Source organism: Brevibacterium permense (assembly GCF_013280495.1).
GTDB classification, from domain to species: Bacteria; Actinomycetota; Actinomycetes; order Actinomycetales; family Brevibacteriaceae; genus Brevibacterium; species Brevibacterium permense.
The window spans coordinates 353,134-366,726 of sequence record NZ_JABSSX010000003.1 but is presented as its reverse complement, the minus strand read 5'-3'; the positions used below and the strand labels follow the sequence as shown (position 1 = coordinate 366,726).

14 protein-coding genes and 1 tRNA gene are annotated in these 13,593 nt (G+C 63.9%); 5 read left to right on the top strand and 10 right to left on the bottom strand.

Features of this window, described 5'->3' with window-relative positions; genetic code table 11:
- Positions 1–141: 141 nt before the first annotated feature.
- Positions 142–1,452, bottom strand: a complete 1,311-nt coding sequence (locus HK353_RS06700; protein WP_173154169.1) for an MFS transporter — start codon at positions 1,450–1,452, stop codon at positions 142–144.
- Positions 1,453–1,704: 252 nt separating this feature from the next.
- Here HK353_RS06700 and HK353_RS06695 point away from each other — a divergent pair, with 252 nt between their 5' ends.
- Complete coding sequence (locus HK353_RS06695; RefSeq protein WP_173154166.1) at positions 1,705–2,124, top strand: phage holin family protein; 420 nt, start codon at positions 1,705–1,707, stop codon at positions 2,122–2,124.
- A gap of 72 nt (positions 2,125–2,196) precedes the next feature.
- Positions 2,197–2,427 (top strand): hypothetical protein, encoded by a 231-nt coding sequence (locus HK353_RS06690; RefSeq protein WP_173154163.1) that lies wholly within the window; start codon positions 2,197–2,199, stop codon positions 2,425–2,427.
- Between the two features lie 94 nt (positions 2,428–2,521).
- On the opposite strand, the gene HK353_RS06685 is transcribed toward HK353_RS06690, so the two are convergent.
- Complete coding sequence (locus tag HK353_RS06685) at positions 2,522–3,397, bottom strand: alpha/beta fold hydrolase (protein ID WP_342589834.1); 876 nt, start codon at positions 3,395–3,397, stop codon at positions 2,522–2,524.
- 1 nt (position 3,398) lies between these two features.
- Positions 3,399–4,304: a universal stress protein gene (locus tag HK353_RS06680; protein ID WP_173154157.1), complete on the bottom strand. Its 906-nt coding sequence runs from the start codon at positions 4,302–4,304 to the stop codon at positions 3,399–3,401.
- Between the two features lie 863 nt (positions 4,305–5,167).
- On the opposite strand from HK353_RS06680, the gene HK353_RS06675 reads away from it, so the two are divergent.
- Together HK353_RS06675 and HK353_RS06670 are read left to right on the top strand one after the other, a co-directional pair.
- A complete protein-coding gene (locus tag HK353_RS06675; RefSeq protein WP_173154154.1) occupies positions 5,168–5,395 on the top strand; it encodes a hypothetical protein in 228 nt (75 codons plus the stop codon).
- A 186-nt stretch (positions 5,396–5,581) separates the two neighbouring features.
- Positions 5,582–5,654, top strand: a tRNA-Ala gene (locus HK353_RS06670).
- Between the two features lie 103 nt (positions 5,655–5,757).
- On the opposite strand, the gene HK353_RS06665 is transcribed toward HK353_RS06670, so the two are convergent.
- From HK353_RS06665 to HK353_RS16970, 6 genes are all read right to left on the bottom strand, one after another.
- A complete protein-coding gene (locus HK353_RS06665; protein ID WP_281063451.1) occupies positions 5,758–6,330 on the bottom strand; it encodes a methylated-DNA--[protein]-cysteine S-methyltransferase in 573 nt (190 codons plus the stop codon).
- Positions 6,331–6,393: 63 nt separating this feature from the next.
- The gene (locus tag HK353_RS06660; RefSeq protein ID WP_173154150.1) at positions 6,394–7,851 is read right to left on the bottom strand and encodes a DNA-3-methyladenine glycosylase 2 family protein; all 1,458 of its coding nucleotides are present in this window, start codon (positions 7,849–7,851) and stop codon (positions 6,394–6,396) included.
- A 32-nt stretch (positions 7,852–7,883) separates the two neighbouring features.
- Positions 7,884–8,801: an arsenic resistance protein gene (locus HK353_RS06655; RefSeq protein ID WP_173154147.1), complete on the bottom strand. Its 918-nt coding sequence runs from the start codon at positions 8,799–8,801 to the stop codon at positions 7,884–7,886.
- Between the two features lie 122 nt (positions 8,802–8,923).
- On the bottom strand, positions 8,924–9,703 hold the full coding sequence (locus HK353_RS06650; protein WP_173154144.1) for a YggS family pyridoxal phosphate-dependent enzyme: 780 nt from the start codon (positions 9,701–9,703) through the stop codon (positions 8,924–8,926).
- 13 nt (positions 9,704–9,716) lie between these two features.
- On the bottom strand, positions 9,717–10,610 hold the full coding sequence (locus tag HK353_RS16975) for an aminotransferase-like domain-containing protein (protein ID WP_342589833.1): 894 nt from the start codon (positions 10,608–10,610) through the stop codon (positions 9,717–9,719).
- 37 nt (positions 10,611–10,647) lie between these two features.
- Positions 10,648–11,232 (bottom strand): GntR family transcriptional regulator, encoded by a 585-nt coding sequence (locus HK353_RS16970; RefSeq protein WP_245395830.1) that lies wholly within the window; start codon positions 11,230–11,232, stop codon positions 10,648–10,650.
- A 108-nt stretch (positions 11,233–11,340) separates the two neighbouring features.
- Between HK353_RS16970 and yczE the strand changes: the two genes are divergently transcribed.
- The gene (yczE, locus tag HK353_RS06640) at positions 11,341–12,036 is read left to right on the top strand and encodes a membrane protein YczE (RefSeq protein ID WP_173154141.1); all 696 of its coding nucleotides are present in this window, start codon (positions 11,341–11,343) and stop codon (positions 12,034–12,036) included.
- A gap of 59 nt (positions 12,037–12,095) precedes the next feature.
- Here the strand turns inward: yczE and HK353_RS06635 are convergent, their stop codons facing one another.
- Positions 12,096–13,469: a pyridoxal phosphate-dependent decarboxylase family protein gene (locus HK353_RS06635; protein WP_173154138.1), complete on the bottom strand. Its 1,374-nt coding sequence runs from the start codon at positions 13,467–13,469 to the stop codon at positions 12,096–12,098.
- Between the last annotated feature and the right edge of the window lie 124 nt (positions 13,470–13,593).

Below are 13,593 nucleotides of genomic sequence, written 5' to 3'. Positions count from 1 at the left end.
CTTTCCGTAGTGGTGTGAGAGGCCACGATCCGTGGCGCACTTCACGATGGACCAGCGGACATCCTACTCCTCGGTTTTGCCGTGGTCATACCTGGCAATGCCTGGGACACGACGTCCCGAAAAGCGGAAAGTCGGAGTGATTCAGATCTCTTCTTCGGCTCCGTTGACGCGCTGCCGTGTCGGCTTGTCAGGGTTCCGATCGCGGCGCCTTCCGACGAACAGATTGAGGACACCGGCACACAGGACGATCGCCGAGGCGGCCACCGGGACGGCCATCGCCACGGCCGTTCCCTGATCCTCGGCGAGGATTCCGTTGATCGCCGAGGACACCGATTGGCCGACGATGATCGCCGATCCCGCCATCGACATCACCGTCGCCGACCGACCGAGCGGCGCGCGTTCGGCGGCAAGGCTGAAGAGGGTGACGAGGCTCGGACCGATTCCCGTGCCCATGAGCAGCAGCGCCATGACGATGATCGGCATCGACTCCGTCGACGCGAGGATGACCGATCCCGCGACCAGGATGGGCGCGAAGCACAGCAGTCGCGCCCACAGCGCGAACGCAGAGGGGAACAGCGCCACCGAGATCGCCAGCACCGCAGAGCCGATGCCCATGACTCCGTAGATGAGACCGGCTTCCTCCGGTCGGCCGATATCGTTGGTCAGCGCGGTGAGCGCAGTGAGCGTAGATCCGAACACCATCCCGACGCCGAAGACGCCGAGGATGATGACGAAGACACCGGCGGTGAACATGTCCATGGCCGGAGCACGCTCGCCGAGCCTGCTCGACGTCCCTGTCTGCCGCGCCCGCCCCGTCGGGTGGAGCGCGAAGGCGGAGACGAAGACGAGCGTCATCACAATCGCTCCGATGATGGGCGCGACCGGTGTGAAGAAAGTCGCCAGAAGTCCGACGAGGAAGGGCCCGAATACGAAGATGACCTCGTCGGCGGCGGATTCGTAGGCCATCGTGGCATTGAGCACCTTCGGCCGCCTCGCCAAGGGCAGCACAGACATGACGATGTCGACGATGCGAGACCGCGACATCGGCGCGACCTGAGGTGAGGTGGCACCGATCGCAAAGGCTGCGATGAACACGACGAAATCCGGCAGCGGGCTGAAGACGACCCATGCCATGAAGGTCAACGCCGCACAGTTGAGGATCCCGGCGACGAGCAGCACGTAGCGCTGTCCCCAGCGATCGGCGGCGGCCCCGATAAAGGACCCGAACAGGGCGGTGCCCAGTCCGACCATGGCGGAGTTGATTCCGCCGAGGCTGAGCGATCCGCGGCCGGCCACGACGAGGGTGAGGACACCGACGACGATCATGGCGAACGGCATGCGCGCGACGAACGCTATCGGGAAGTAGCTGCGGCCGACTGCCGAGAACAGAGTCGGTGAGGACTGCTGCGCGGTGGTGCGCCGAGCCGAGGCGGGTATGTCGCTGTCTGTCATATCAATCCAGTTTCTGCTCCCGCTCGTCCGGGAGGTCGTGCCGCCGTGGTGACCTGGATCAAATCACTCGGTAGGTGCACGCTGTTGGTCTGAGAAAGTCGAACCGAGGGGTTCACCTTCAGGCTACTGTGTTTGGCGATCCGATTCGAGTGCCAGTGCACCAAGCGACGTTGAGTTTGATCACCATGGCACGGACCTCATTCCCATCCTCGACTCAGAAAGAACGCAGATCGGTCTGCGAGGATGACGGCTATGAACTTCTTGTCTCGCGTCATCGTCAACGCCTGTGCGATCTGGGTGGCCGCCTGGATTCTGCCGGGTGTGACGATCACAGGGAATCGGGTCGTCGAGGAGCAGGCCGGAACCATTCCGGCGATGATCATCTCCTACCTCGTCATCGGTCTCATCTTCGGGCTGGCGAATGCCTTCATCAAACCGATCCTCAGCTTCGTCTCGGCCCCGATCACGTGTCTGACCCTGGGACTGTTCTCCATCGTCATCAACGCGATCATGCTCGCGCTGACGAGTTGGCTCAGCGGGTTCACGCCGTTCGAGTTCACCATCGATTCGTTCTTCTTCTCCGCCATCTTCGCCGCGATCATCGTCTCGATCGTCTCCGCACTGCTCGGTTGGCTGGTCCCGGAGCGAAGCGCCGACCACGACCGGGGATGAGCAAAGTCCTCTACGCGATGTAGACTGTTGCTGAGAGTCAGCTGACCACCAGAAACATCGCCGGAGGAGACCATGTCCGATATCGCTGCACCGAAGAGAACCCGCAATTCAGCATCGTTCGCCGATGTCATCGTCTTCGTCTTTGCCTTCGCGCTCTTCCTGTTCGGTCTCTACCTTTTCGGAGCCTCGTTCTCGTCGCCTGAGGGAACCGAATTCTGGGTGTTCTGGGGTGGTCTGCTCGCGTCGTGCTTCGCATTCCTCGTGCCGATCCTCTACCGCTGGGCACGCGACTCCCGCCGCTGATCTCCAACACGGTTTAAGAGAAGGGCCGCTGCGCTGATGCGCAGCGGCCCTTCGTCGATTCACCGTATCTGCCTTCGGCCTGTCACGCGCTGAATCACCGGTCGATTCGCCGGTGGCAGAAATCCATGATCGCCGAGGCGGCTTCCTCCGACCGTTCATAGTGCACGAGGTGGCCCACCCCATCTAGTTCCACGAATTCGACGTCGGGGAGCTTCTCCACGAACGCCCGGGTCGGGCCGATCGGGGCGATGGCGTCCTGATCGCCGGCGATGACGAGCGTGGGCATACTCAGGTGGTCGGCCACCTCGGTGACGGTGTGCGCGACGGACGTCGCGAAGGCCTCTGACAGGGACGTGCGGTCGGCGAACGACGAGAAGTGCCGCGAATGCTGATCATGGATGTACGAACGCAGGCCGGGATCGCGGGTCGTGGCCATGGCCACGCTCATGGCGCGGACGATCACGCGGTTGCTCAGCAGGGAGCGACCGACTCGTTCGGGCAGCCGCGCGCCGAGGGCATAGTAGGCGCGGGTGACCGCGGTGAGGAAGCGCGCGGGTCCTTCGAGGGCGGGGCTGGTGATCGGATTGATGAGTACGAGTTCGTCGATGACGTCCCGGTGGGAGGCCGCTAGGTGGCTGACCAGGATCGATCCGAAGGAGTGCCCCACCAGGATCGGTGTCACGCCCCGTTGCCTGCCCACCTCAGTGAGCAGAGCGAGGAGATGATCGACGAAGGCAGAGAGCGACGAACCCGAGCCCAGCGGAGCCGTGAGCCCGAACCCGGGCAGGTCGGGCACGATCACCTCGCGGTCGGTGATGCTGCCGGCGATGAGATCCATTCCATGGTGGTCCCCACGGAAGCCATGCACCATCAGCAGCGGACGCCGACGCCGGTCACCCGGATAGTTCCACGCGGCCGTGCTGTGGGAGCCCAGCCGGATGTCGGTCCGCTGTGATTCTCGTATCCGCACCTCAGTCGGTTTCGGTGGTGTGCAGTCGACTCGCGGCACGGCGGGGCACAACCACGACCGGAACGGGCAGAACACGCAGGAGGCGGCGGGCTCGCGCACCGATCGCCACCGTGCCGCCGCGGCCCAGGCGGCTCGAGCCGATGAACGCAAGATCGCCGGGCTGCCAGTCGATGGTTTCGGCGGCTTCTTCGATATCGGCTCCGGCCTTGGTCCTCACGGTCGCACGGCCCGAGGCCAGCATCTCCGAGGCTTGGTCTGCCAGCACCGCTCCGCCGTACTGTTCGGCGAATTCGGTGATCTCGGCGACTTCGTCTTCATAGAGTCCGTCGTTCTCGATCAGGGACAGCAGTCTGAGATCGACTCCGAGTGCGACAGCCGATTCGATGGCCGCTCCGATGAGTGACGAAGCACCTGGGCGAGCACCGTAGAGTGCGGTCACGCGCGAGATCGGCCCGATGTCGGATCTGCCCGAGGGGGCGAGCACGACGGGTACCGTCGACGAGTGCAGCAGCGACGAAGCGACCGTGCCGATGCGCAGTTGGCGCATCAGTGTGGTGGCCCGTGCGCCGATGATGATGCCCAGTGCGCCTTCCTGCTCGGCTACCTCCATGAGGCCCTTGGATTCGTTCGAGGCGACGTGGATGCAGCCTCTGGCGCGGATGTCATCGGGGATGAGTGCCAGGGCTTCGTCCAGCCAGTCGTCGATCTGCTGGGCCACGATCCCGGCCCCGTCCCTGGGTACGGCGCTGCCGGCCAGAATCGTCGATGATTCCGGACGGACGATGGTGACCACGAGTTCGACGTCGATGGACCGCGCGATCGAAATGGCCAGCGAGATGGCATCCCGGCCCCGATCGGTGGCGATGTATCCGACGACCAGACGTCTGGTGGTGGCGGTCTCTGACATCCTCAACTCCTCAAGCTGCGTGTCCGACTGATGCACGTCCCCTCTGATTCTACGTCGGCCCAAACAGCGCTTCGACCAACAGTTTTCACGAACCGTCTTTCAAACCCGAACAGGGGAAGTGAAAATATTTGCGAAAATAATGAACAAAACTCCCACACGCAATGAAAGCTGTGCTAAATTCGACAGTGCAATTACGGATTCGCAGACACCACCCTGATTGCACTTTGACAACAGCGGACGTTGACGCCGTCCCCACGAGATCCACGACCATGAAAGGAGAGCAGTTACGATGATGAATTTTCTTGCAGGCCCTGACCTTCGAACGCCTTGGCATGAATGCGCTGCCTGCCCGATTGGCGGACAAGGACTCGTCGGCTGACACAGCCGTCTCCCACGTCTTTTCCACCGGTTGGCTTCCGGCCACCGTTGTCCTCTGAGCCACCGGTTGCCTGATATCCGGCATTCTTCACGCCTGGCTTGTGTCCAGATCACCTTCGGCATCCGTGCTGTGCTGTAGCACCGCAAGTTGCCTCAACTGATCCGGCCGCTTCACGCCGACATCATTGAGTTCGGTCCGATCCGCTGCATTCGCTAGTGAGCGCCGCACCACCGGGCGACTTCCGCTATGCGGTCGAACGGCTCGGATTCATCGCCATAGAATTCCGTCGCCGTCTCAGTGAAACTGTCATCTCAATGACCTATAGCCATATTGGCATTTAGCCGCCTTCATCATATGCACCCTTATACGGGCGATTCATTGTCATTGTCACGGCTTTTTCGGCAATTGTTTATCTGACCGTCATTCCGGGATATCTCCTGCCCATTTGCGGATATCCCCTGCCCGAAAACCACGAGGAAGAATTGTGTCCACCACATTCCCATTCACCTATCCACGACGCTGGGCCCTGAGCACCGGAATGAAGCTCATCCGGTGGGCGCGCCGCCCAGCCCCAACACCTGAGTCCCGCCGCCTGAGGGCGACCCGTCGTCAGCAGGCTCGCCTGCGCGAACACGCTCGCGAGCAGCGCGTACGTGAACTGCGCGAGCGGGATATCGTGCGCTACCTCAGCCAGGTCCGGCCGTTCATCTGATCCACCGTGGAGAATCCTCGGCGGATAGCTGACTCGCCGCGGCCCGAGTTCATGGGACTCGGGCCGCGGGGTCACTTCCGATCAGTGCCTGAACACGGGGTTCCAGCATTCCCGCCCTTGTGGCGAGCGTCACTCTCCGCCGATTTGGTCTCTCACCCGCAGGTGGGTAATATTGATCAAGCAAGCGGGGGTATGGCGCAGTTGGTAGCGCGTCTCCATGGCATGGAGAAGGTCAGGGGTTCGAATCCCCTTACCTCCACCGCTGAAGGGCGGGGATCCAAACAAGGATCCCCGCCCTTCTTGCTACCTGACGGGGGCCCAGCTACCTCGCGCCAGGTTGCTGGGCCCCCGTCAGGTAGCAATTAGGGGCGGGTTTCTAGGGTGAGGAGATGGCGTTTCTTTTCTTCTCCCCATGCGTAGCCGGTCAGGGATCCGTCTGCTCCGATGACTCGGTGGCAGGGCACGATGATGCTGATGGGGTTCTTTCCGTTGGCGGCCCCCACAGCACGTGCCGCGCCGGGTCGTCCCAGCATCTCGGCCAGCTCACCGTAACCTGCTGTGCTGCCGTAGGGGATCTGTGTCAGCGCCTGCCACACCGAGCGTTGGAATTCCGTTCCCTTTGCCGCCAACGGCAGGTCGAACTGTGTGCGCCGGCCTGAAAAGTACTCCCCCAGCTGTGCCTCAGCGCGGTGGAAGATCTCCAGGTCGCCTGCCGGAGTCGGTTCGACTCCGAACGTTCTGTCGAGTCGAGCATCGATCGCCTCGGAGACCTCGAGATAGAGCCCGGTGAGGTGGGTCCCATCCGAGGTGAGCAGGAGAGGTCCCAGGTCCATATCGAGGATCGTCGTATATACCGGCGCCGAGGCGGTCGGCAGCTCCATGGCATCGGTGAACTTCCGTGCGGTGTCGGGTTGGGTCGTCGTCGGCGTGGTCATGTCTGCGTGTCCTTCGTGTGGGTGAGTCATGGATCGATTCATTCGTTGCTCGATGTCGGTCGGTCAGGCTGCTGGGCTGCGGGCGTGATGTGCCCACAGCAGGTGGTTGAGGTAGGAGCGCCAGGGACTGCAGTTCATGGCGACCTGTTTCCAATCGACAGGTGCCGCTGAACTCGCATCGAGATCGGCGATGGCTTTCTTCACGCCGAGGTCTGAGTCCATGAAGACGTCGGGATCTCCGAGGGCGCGCATCCGGATATAGCCGTTGCTCCACGGACCGATTCCGGGCAGTGCCAGCAGATTCCGGCTCGCTTCCTCGCGGTCGCTGCCCGCGCCGAGGTCCACACTGCCCTCGGCCAACGCCTGCGACAGTGTCTGAATCGTCCTGATCCGACTCGAAGGCAACGCCCACTCGGATGCGGGGACAGCGGCGATCGCCTCGGCGGTGGGAAAGACCCTGTCGACTCCGCCGAAGCTCAGCTCCTCCGGCAGTGATTCTCCAACACCTGCGACGAGGCGTTCCAGATGGGTGCGGGCGGCGGCCAAGGAGATCTGCTGTCCGAGGACTGTCCGCAGAGCCAGTTCGACAGGGTCACTGTGGCCCGGCGAACGAAGTCCCGGATGTTCGTCGACGGGGCGGCGCAACCCCGCCGACCGCAGTGTATCGGCGATCGCCACGGGGTCGGCGTCGAGGTCGAAGAGGCGCCGGACCCGTGCGACGGCACTGCCGAGGTCCCGGGTGTCGGCCAAACGGAGACGACAGTCAACGCAGTCCCCGTCCCCTTGCCTCACCGTGATCACGGCGGGACCGTGAGCCAGCCACATCGACCGGGTATAAGCGCCGTCCGAGACGTTCTCGATCCCAGCAACGGCTCTTGCCTCGAGGTACACGAGCAGATGCGCGAAGTCGAACGGCGGGCGATACGCCAACCGGAGCACGACTTCGTCGGTCACCGAATGTTCGGCACCGTCTCTGCGCAGCTGTCGTGGGCTGATCGAATACATCGCGCGGAAGGTGTCGTTGAACTGTCGGATACTGGAGAAGCCGGCGGCGAAGGCGATCTCGCTCATCGGCATCGAGGTGGCCTCGATGAGCGTCCTGGCGGTTCGTACCCTTTCGGTGCGAGCCAGCGCCAGAGGTCCGGCACCGAGCTCGGAATGGATGAGGCGCCCGAGTTGGCGAGTGCTGTACCCGAGTTCGGCGGCGAGGGCTGCGACTCCCCCGCGGTCGACGGCGCCGTCGCGTATGAGGCGCATGGCTCGGGCCACGACGTCTCCGCGGGTATCCCATTGGGGCGAATTCGGACTGGCGTCCGGGCGGCACCGTCGGCAGGCCCGAAAACCCGCATCTGCTGCGGCCGCCGCGGTCACGAAGAAGTCCACGTTCTCCCGCAGCGGAGTCCTCGCCGGACACGACGGACGGCAGAATATCCCGGTGGTACGCACCGCGGTGAAGAACATTCCATCAAAGCGGCGGTCGCGGGAAGTGACTGCCTGATAGCACTGGTCGGAGGTGAGCATAGTTCCATTGTCCGCTCCGAGGAGAACCATTACTAGCGGTTTTCGGTCACGGCAGTGGCTGGCACCAGAAGAGGGAGGACGCGCACGAGGACGATCAGGACAAGAAGCTCGATGAGGGTCTGCGTCACGACCCCTGCAGGGCCGATGCCCTCCCCGGTGATCGCTCGAACGATCGGAAGCATGACCAGGGAATTGCGCGTGACGGCGGAGAAGATCACAGCACGCGATCGCTGCGGACCGATGTGCAGAGTCCGGGTGACGCCCCATCCGATCATGGTCATCAAGACGGCGAAGACGAAGAAGACGACGGCCACGGTCCCCAATTGTCCGGCGGAACCGGCGATCCTCGGGGTGACCGAGGCAGCGATGACGAGCAGCGTCAGCGTCATGACCGGATCCATCAGACGCGCGCTCACGGCGAGGGGTCGTTCCAATCGTGGCGTGTGACGGGCAAGGCGACGAACGACGACGGCAGCCGTAAGGGGAATGATGATGAACAGCACCAGTGCGCCGACGAGTGGGCGAACAGGCAGATCGATGCTCAGCCGCTCTCCAGTGACCGCCCACAGCATCACTGGCAGCAACAGCAGCTGAGCGATCATGAGCACAGGAGTGAGCATCAGCAGCCGATCGGCGGCGCCTCCGGCCGCGCGCGTAAACGCTATGACGTAGTCGATGCAGGGACACAGCAGCACGATGAGCACAGCCGGCAGCAGCGGATCAGCAATGTCGAAGACCGATATGAGACCGGCGACGACCAGCGGGACAATGAGGAAGTTCAACGCCGCCGTCACGGCAAGAAGAGGCAGATCGCGAACCGCACGCAGGCCCGTTTCGAAGGGGATGTCGAGGAACGTGAGGAAGAGCAGAGCGATGAGGCACGGCGTCAGGGCGCTTTCGGCCAGAGCGGCGAATCCGGAGACTCCGGCACCGAGGATGACACCGAGCACGGCACCGCCGAACCACCAGAGCGTCTGTGTCGAGGGGCTTCGAACGGCGTCCGAACTCGTCTGAGCCGACGGCTTGTCACGTCCGGATTCCGGGAGGGAAGGAGGCACAGTCGATCGGCCGATCAGTCGGCTTCGGGCCAGTAGTGGGAGTCCGGCAGCGCTCGTCGACCGAAGATGGCTTGACCCACACGGACGCAGTCTGCGCCCTCTTCGATGGCCACTTCGAAGTCACCGGACATGCCCATCGACAGCCGCCCCGGTCCGAGAAGGTCAGGATCGGTCTCGCGAACCTGGTCGCGCAGACCGCGCAGTAGCTGGAAGCAGGGACGGACACGGTCGATGTCCGAGGAGAAGACTGCCAACGTCATCAGCCCCTGGACCTTGAGCGTATCGAATGCTCGCACCTCCTTGAGGAAGTCGAGGAGCTCTTCCGGCGGCATGCCGAATTTGGAGTCTTCCGAGGAAGTATTGACCTGGACGTACACATCGAGGCAGCGTCCTTCCGCTTCGAGCCGACGGTCAAGGGCTCTGGCGACCTTGAGTCGGTCGAGCGCCTGGAATTCGCTGGCGAACTTCGCCACGTCCTTGGCTTTGTTCGACTGGAGGTGTCCGATCACAGCCCAATCGATGTCGAGATCGGCCATCTCCTCGGATTTGCGGTGGGCCTCCTGAACCTTGTTCTCACCCAACTTCGCACAACCGGCGGCAACCGCGAGGCGGATGCGTTCCTGGGGTACGGTCTTGCTCACCGGAAGCAGCTCGATGTCGGCCCGGTCCCGACCGGCGCGCTCGGCCGCAGCGGCGATTCGGCGCTCCACCTCGGCGATATTGGCTCGGAACTCCCCGACGGTCGTCGCCGTCGAATACTGCTCATCTTGACTGAGTCCGCTGTCGTCTCCCATACGGTCATCGTACTCAGGTTTTCCCCGCGTTCCCGTGGTGTTCACGCCACGATGCGGGCCAGGTCGGTCGGTCCACGCCGATCATCGACGTGGCTTCCTCCCAGGCTGCGGACAGTCGCGGCCCCACCTGCTGCAGTTCGCTTTCCGTCACCGTATAGGGCAGGCGCACCCACCGATCCAGTCCACCGGCGGGGGCGAAGTTCGGCCCTGCGACGAGACGGAGACCATGGTTTCTGGCAGCGATCGAGAGCACCCCGGAACGTGCCTCCGGCAGTTCGGCCCACAGCGCTATTCCACCGGATGGGACGATGAGCTTCCACTCGGGCAGCCATGTCCTCACCTGTGCGGCGAGCAGGTCGCGGGCGGCTCTGAGTCGGGAGCGGCAGTCGGCGACGACACCATCGTGATTGCTCATGAGTTCGACTGTGACGAGCTGTTCGAGGACCGGTGCTCCCAGGTCGAGTCCGAGCCGGGAGGACGCGAAATGACCCATCCGGTGGCGGGGAATGCGCATCCATCCGATGCGCAGGCCTCCCCAATAGATCTTGCTCACACTGCCCACTGTCACCGAGTCCGTGATCAGCGCGGACATCGGGGTGGCCATCCTGCCGTCCTCGAGTCCCAGTTCGACGAGGGATTCGTCGAAGACGGGGACGACTCGATGCCGACGAAGAGCCTCCGCGAGTTCACTGCGCTGGGCATCGGGCAGCAGTGCGCCGGTCGGATTGTGGAAGTCGGGGATGAGATAGGCGCTGCGCGGACGCGTCTGTCCCATCAGCTGCTCCATGGCGTCGATGTCCCAATGGTGCCCCTGAGTACCGAACTCGAGGGGGTAGGTCACGAGAGCGGCGCCCGCGCCTTCGAGTGTGGCGATCGCATTCGGATAGGTGGGGCTTTCGATGAGCACCCGCGAGGTCGACCGTGCCCCGCCGAGGCGCGCGGACTCATCGGGTTCGACGTCGAGGAGGGCGCGGACCGCGATGGCTGCACCGCCGAGGGCCCCGGAGGTGATGAGGATCTGATCGGGGTCGGTCGGGGCGCCGCCGGGTAAAGCGATCGGCGATGATCTCCCGCAGCACCGGCAGCCCGGAAGGATAGTACCCGGTGCCGGGCAGGTAGGCACCCAAACGTGACAGTGCCCGGTCGTAGGCGTCGAGGATATCCGGAGGTGCGACCGGAGCGGTGCAGGTGAGGTCGACCTCCGACTCGTCGCCGCCGGCGGGTGAGAGCAGGTGGTCGATGCGCCCGCCGGGGACACTGGGCAGCTGAACGATGCTGCCGGAGCTTCGGCGAGTGGGGATGTATTCCTGTTCCCGCAGCTGGGCGTAGGCCCGTCCCGTCGTCGTGCGCGAGAGACCGGACGCGGCTGCGAGTTCGCGCTCGCTCGGCAGCCTCGTGCCGACCGGGAGCCGGCCGTCGGTGATCGCCGCGGCCACCGCAGCTGCCAGCGATTCGTATACGGGCGCCTTCCACGGTCCGTCTCCGATGATGCCGATGAGTCGTTTGGCTCCCAGGACCGGTGTGCTCATGATTCTGACCTCATGTGACCGCTTTCCAGCAAGTGGCTATTTCGCACAAGACCAATTTGGGTCAAGATGGATCTGTCCCTGTGATCGCACTCCTCAGAAAGCCACCGCATGACGAAGATGAGAGCCCCGAAGCGTCAGCTGGCCAACGTCGGTCCCATCGCACAGCTGCGCGGCGGACGGCTGTGGCGTCGTCTCCCCCAGCTGATCCTCGGCCTCTACCTCTTCGGTGCCTCGATGGCGATGATGGTCAATGCCGGTTTGGGCATGATGCCGTGGGACGTCCTCCACTCCGGCATCCAGAACCAAGTGCCGCTGACCTTCGGGACCATCGTCACCATTCTGGCGTTCCTCGTACTGCTCATCTGGATCCCCCTGCGCCAGCAGCCGGGCATCGGCACGATCCTCAACGCGCTCCTCGTCGGGCCGGCGCTCGACCTCACCCGCCTGTTCCTGCCCCGGCCAGAAGAGCTCGGATGGAACATCGCGCTCATGGTCACGGGCGTCATCCTCAACGGGGCCGCCTCGGCGATGTACATCGGCTCCCAATTCGGACCGGGTCCCCGCGACGGTCTGATGACTGGGATCTCCCGGGTCACCGGCCGCTCGATCCGACTGGTGCGCACCCTCATCGAAGTCACCGTCGTCGCCGTCGGCTGGCTGCTCGGCGGGGTCGTCGGCATCGGCACGGTCCTCTATGCGCTGGGCATCGGCCCGATCACCCAACTGCTGCTGCCGACGTTCACCGTCGAACTCCGTCCCCGCCCCACCTCGACCAACGCCGCCGAGGATGCCCCCGAGGAATGAGGCACCGTGTCCCCCGAATGAGGCTCAGTTCAGGGTGAGATCGACCCCAGACGCAACCGTCACTCCATCGAATCGAGGATGTCGGTGAGATCGTCGAACGTCGTCAGCGGATTGACGATCGCGAATCTGGCATTCGGCCGCCCCTGGTGCGAGCTCGGGACGACGAAGGCGCGCTGGTCCTCGAGCAGACGATCCGACCATGCGTCATAGTCCGACCGCTGCCATCCGTCGCGTTCGAACACGACGACCGAGAGTTCGGGTTCGCGCACGAGCCGCAGACGCTCACGATGCTTGATCTCCGTGGCGATCTCACGAGCAAGATCGATCGAATGGCCGATCGCCTCCCGATACGTTTCGGCACCATAGCTCGCCAGCGAATACCACAGCGGCAGCCCGCGCGGCCGCCGCGTGAGCTGGATGGCGAAGTCCGATGGGCTCCAATCCTGGGCGTCGGTGAGCGTATCGAGGTATTCGGCCTTCTGCGTGTGCGCTCGCCGTCCCGAATTCGGATCGCGGTAGATGAGCGCACAGGCGTCGAAGGGGGCAAAGAGCCATTTGTGGGGGTCGACGATGAGCGAATCGGCTTTCTCCACTCCGGCGAACTTGTGGCGTGCCTGCGGTGAGAGCATCGCGGCCAGACCGTAGGCACCGTCGATGTGGAGCCAGAAGTCGAATTCGTCCTTGAGAGCGGCGATGCCGGCGATGTCATCGATGGTGCCGAAGTTCGTCGTCCCCGAGGTGGCGACCACCGCAATCACAGCGTCCCCGTGTTCGAGCAGGGCCTCACGCACGCCGTCGGGTCGCAGGATACCGTCCTCGCCGGTGGCCACCGGGGCGATTTCGACATCCATGACCTCGGCTGCGGAAGCGACCGAGGAGTGGGCTTCGGCGCTGCACACGATCACCCAGCGTCCCGGCCGAGTCTCACCGAGCTTCTCTTTCTGTGCGTTGCGGGCGGCGACGAGCGCGGAGAGATTGCCGATCGTGCCGCCTTGGACGAAGACTCCCCCGGCTCCTGCGGGCAGCCCGAATTCTCCCGCCAGCCAGCGCAGGACTTCGTTCTCGGCGTGGACGACTCCGGCACCTTCAAGCCACGAACCGCCGTAGAGGGCACTGGCGGAGACGACGAGGTCGAAGGCCACAGCCGCCTTCGTGGGGGCGCTGGGAATGAACGAGAGGTACTTCGGATGGTCGGTGGAGATGCAGGCGGGAGCGAAGATGTGTTCGAAGATCGCCAGCGCCCGAGCTGACCCCAGCCCCTCCTCGGTGACGGTGGGACCGGCCAGTCGACGCAGCTCGGGTTCGGACGTGGGATGGTCGAGCGGAGTGTCCTCGGCCAAAGTCCGGCGACGCGAGTACTCGAGCACGAGGTTGACAAGGTTTCGGGTCTCATCGGAGACAACGTGCATGCGGGAATGAAGACTGTCGGTCATTGGGGCTCCTCGGCGCGGTCGATGGTGATGGGGATCGCCCACCGATTACGAGACTAACCGCATAGAACCGATTTGTGGTGCCTCGGATGATTCGGATAGACACGACTTCCCCTCCACGAACACC

Excerpts from the sequence above, each read along its gene's own strand:
- HK353_RS06700 (WP_173154169.1), bottom strand. The coding sequence starts at position 1,452 with ATGACAGACAGCGACATACCCGCCTCGGCTCGGCGCACCACCGCGCAG.
- HK353_RS06695 (WP_173154166.1), top strand. The coding sequence starts at position 1,705 with ATGAACTTCTTGTCTCGCGTCATCGTCAACGCCTGTGCGATCTGGGTG.
- HK353_RS06690 (WP_173154163.1), top strand. The coding sequence starts at position 2,197 with ATGTCCGATATCGCTGCACCGAAGAGAACCCGCAATTCAGCATCGTTC.
- HK353_RS06680 (WP_173154157.1), bottom strand. The coding sequence starts at position 4,304 with ATGTCAGAGACCGCCACCACCAGACGTCTGGTCGTCGGATACATCGCC.
- HK353_RS06665 (WP_281063451.1), bottom strand. The coding sequence starts at position 6,330 with ATGACCACGCCGACGACGACCCAACCCGACACCGCACGGAAGTTCACC.
- HK353_RS06660 (WP_173154150.1), bottom strand. The coding sequence starts at position 7,851 with ATGCTCACCTCCGACCAGTGCTATCAGGCAGTCACTTCCCGCGACCGC.
- HK353_RS06650 (WP_173154144.1), bottom strand. The coding sequence starts at position 9,703 with ATGGGAGACGACAGCGGACTCAGTCAAGATGAGCAGTATTCGACGGCG.
- HK353_RS16970 (WP_245395830.1), bottom strand. The coding sequence starts at position 11,232 with ATGAGCACACCGGTCCTGGGAGCCAAACGACTCATCGGCATCATCGGA.
- yczE (WP_173154141.1), top strand. The coding sequence starts at position 11,341 with ATGACGAAGATGAGAGCCCCGAAGCGTCAGCTGGCCAACGTCGGTCCC.
- HK353_RS06635 (WP_173154138.1), bottom strand. The coding sequence starts at position 13,469 with ATGACCGACAGTCTTCATTCCCGCATGCACGTTGTCTCCGATGAGACC.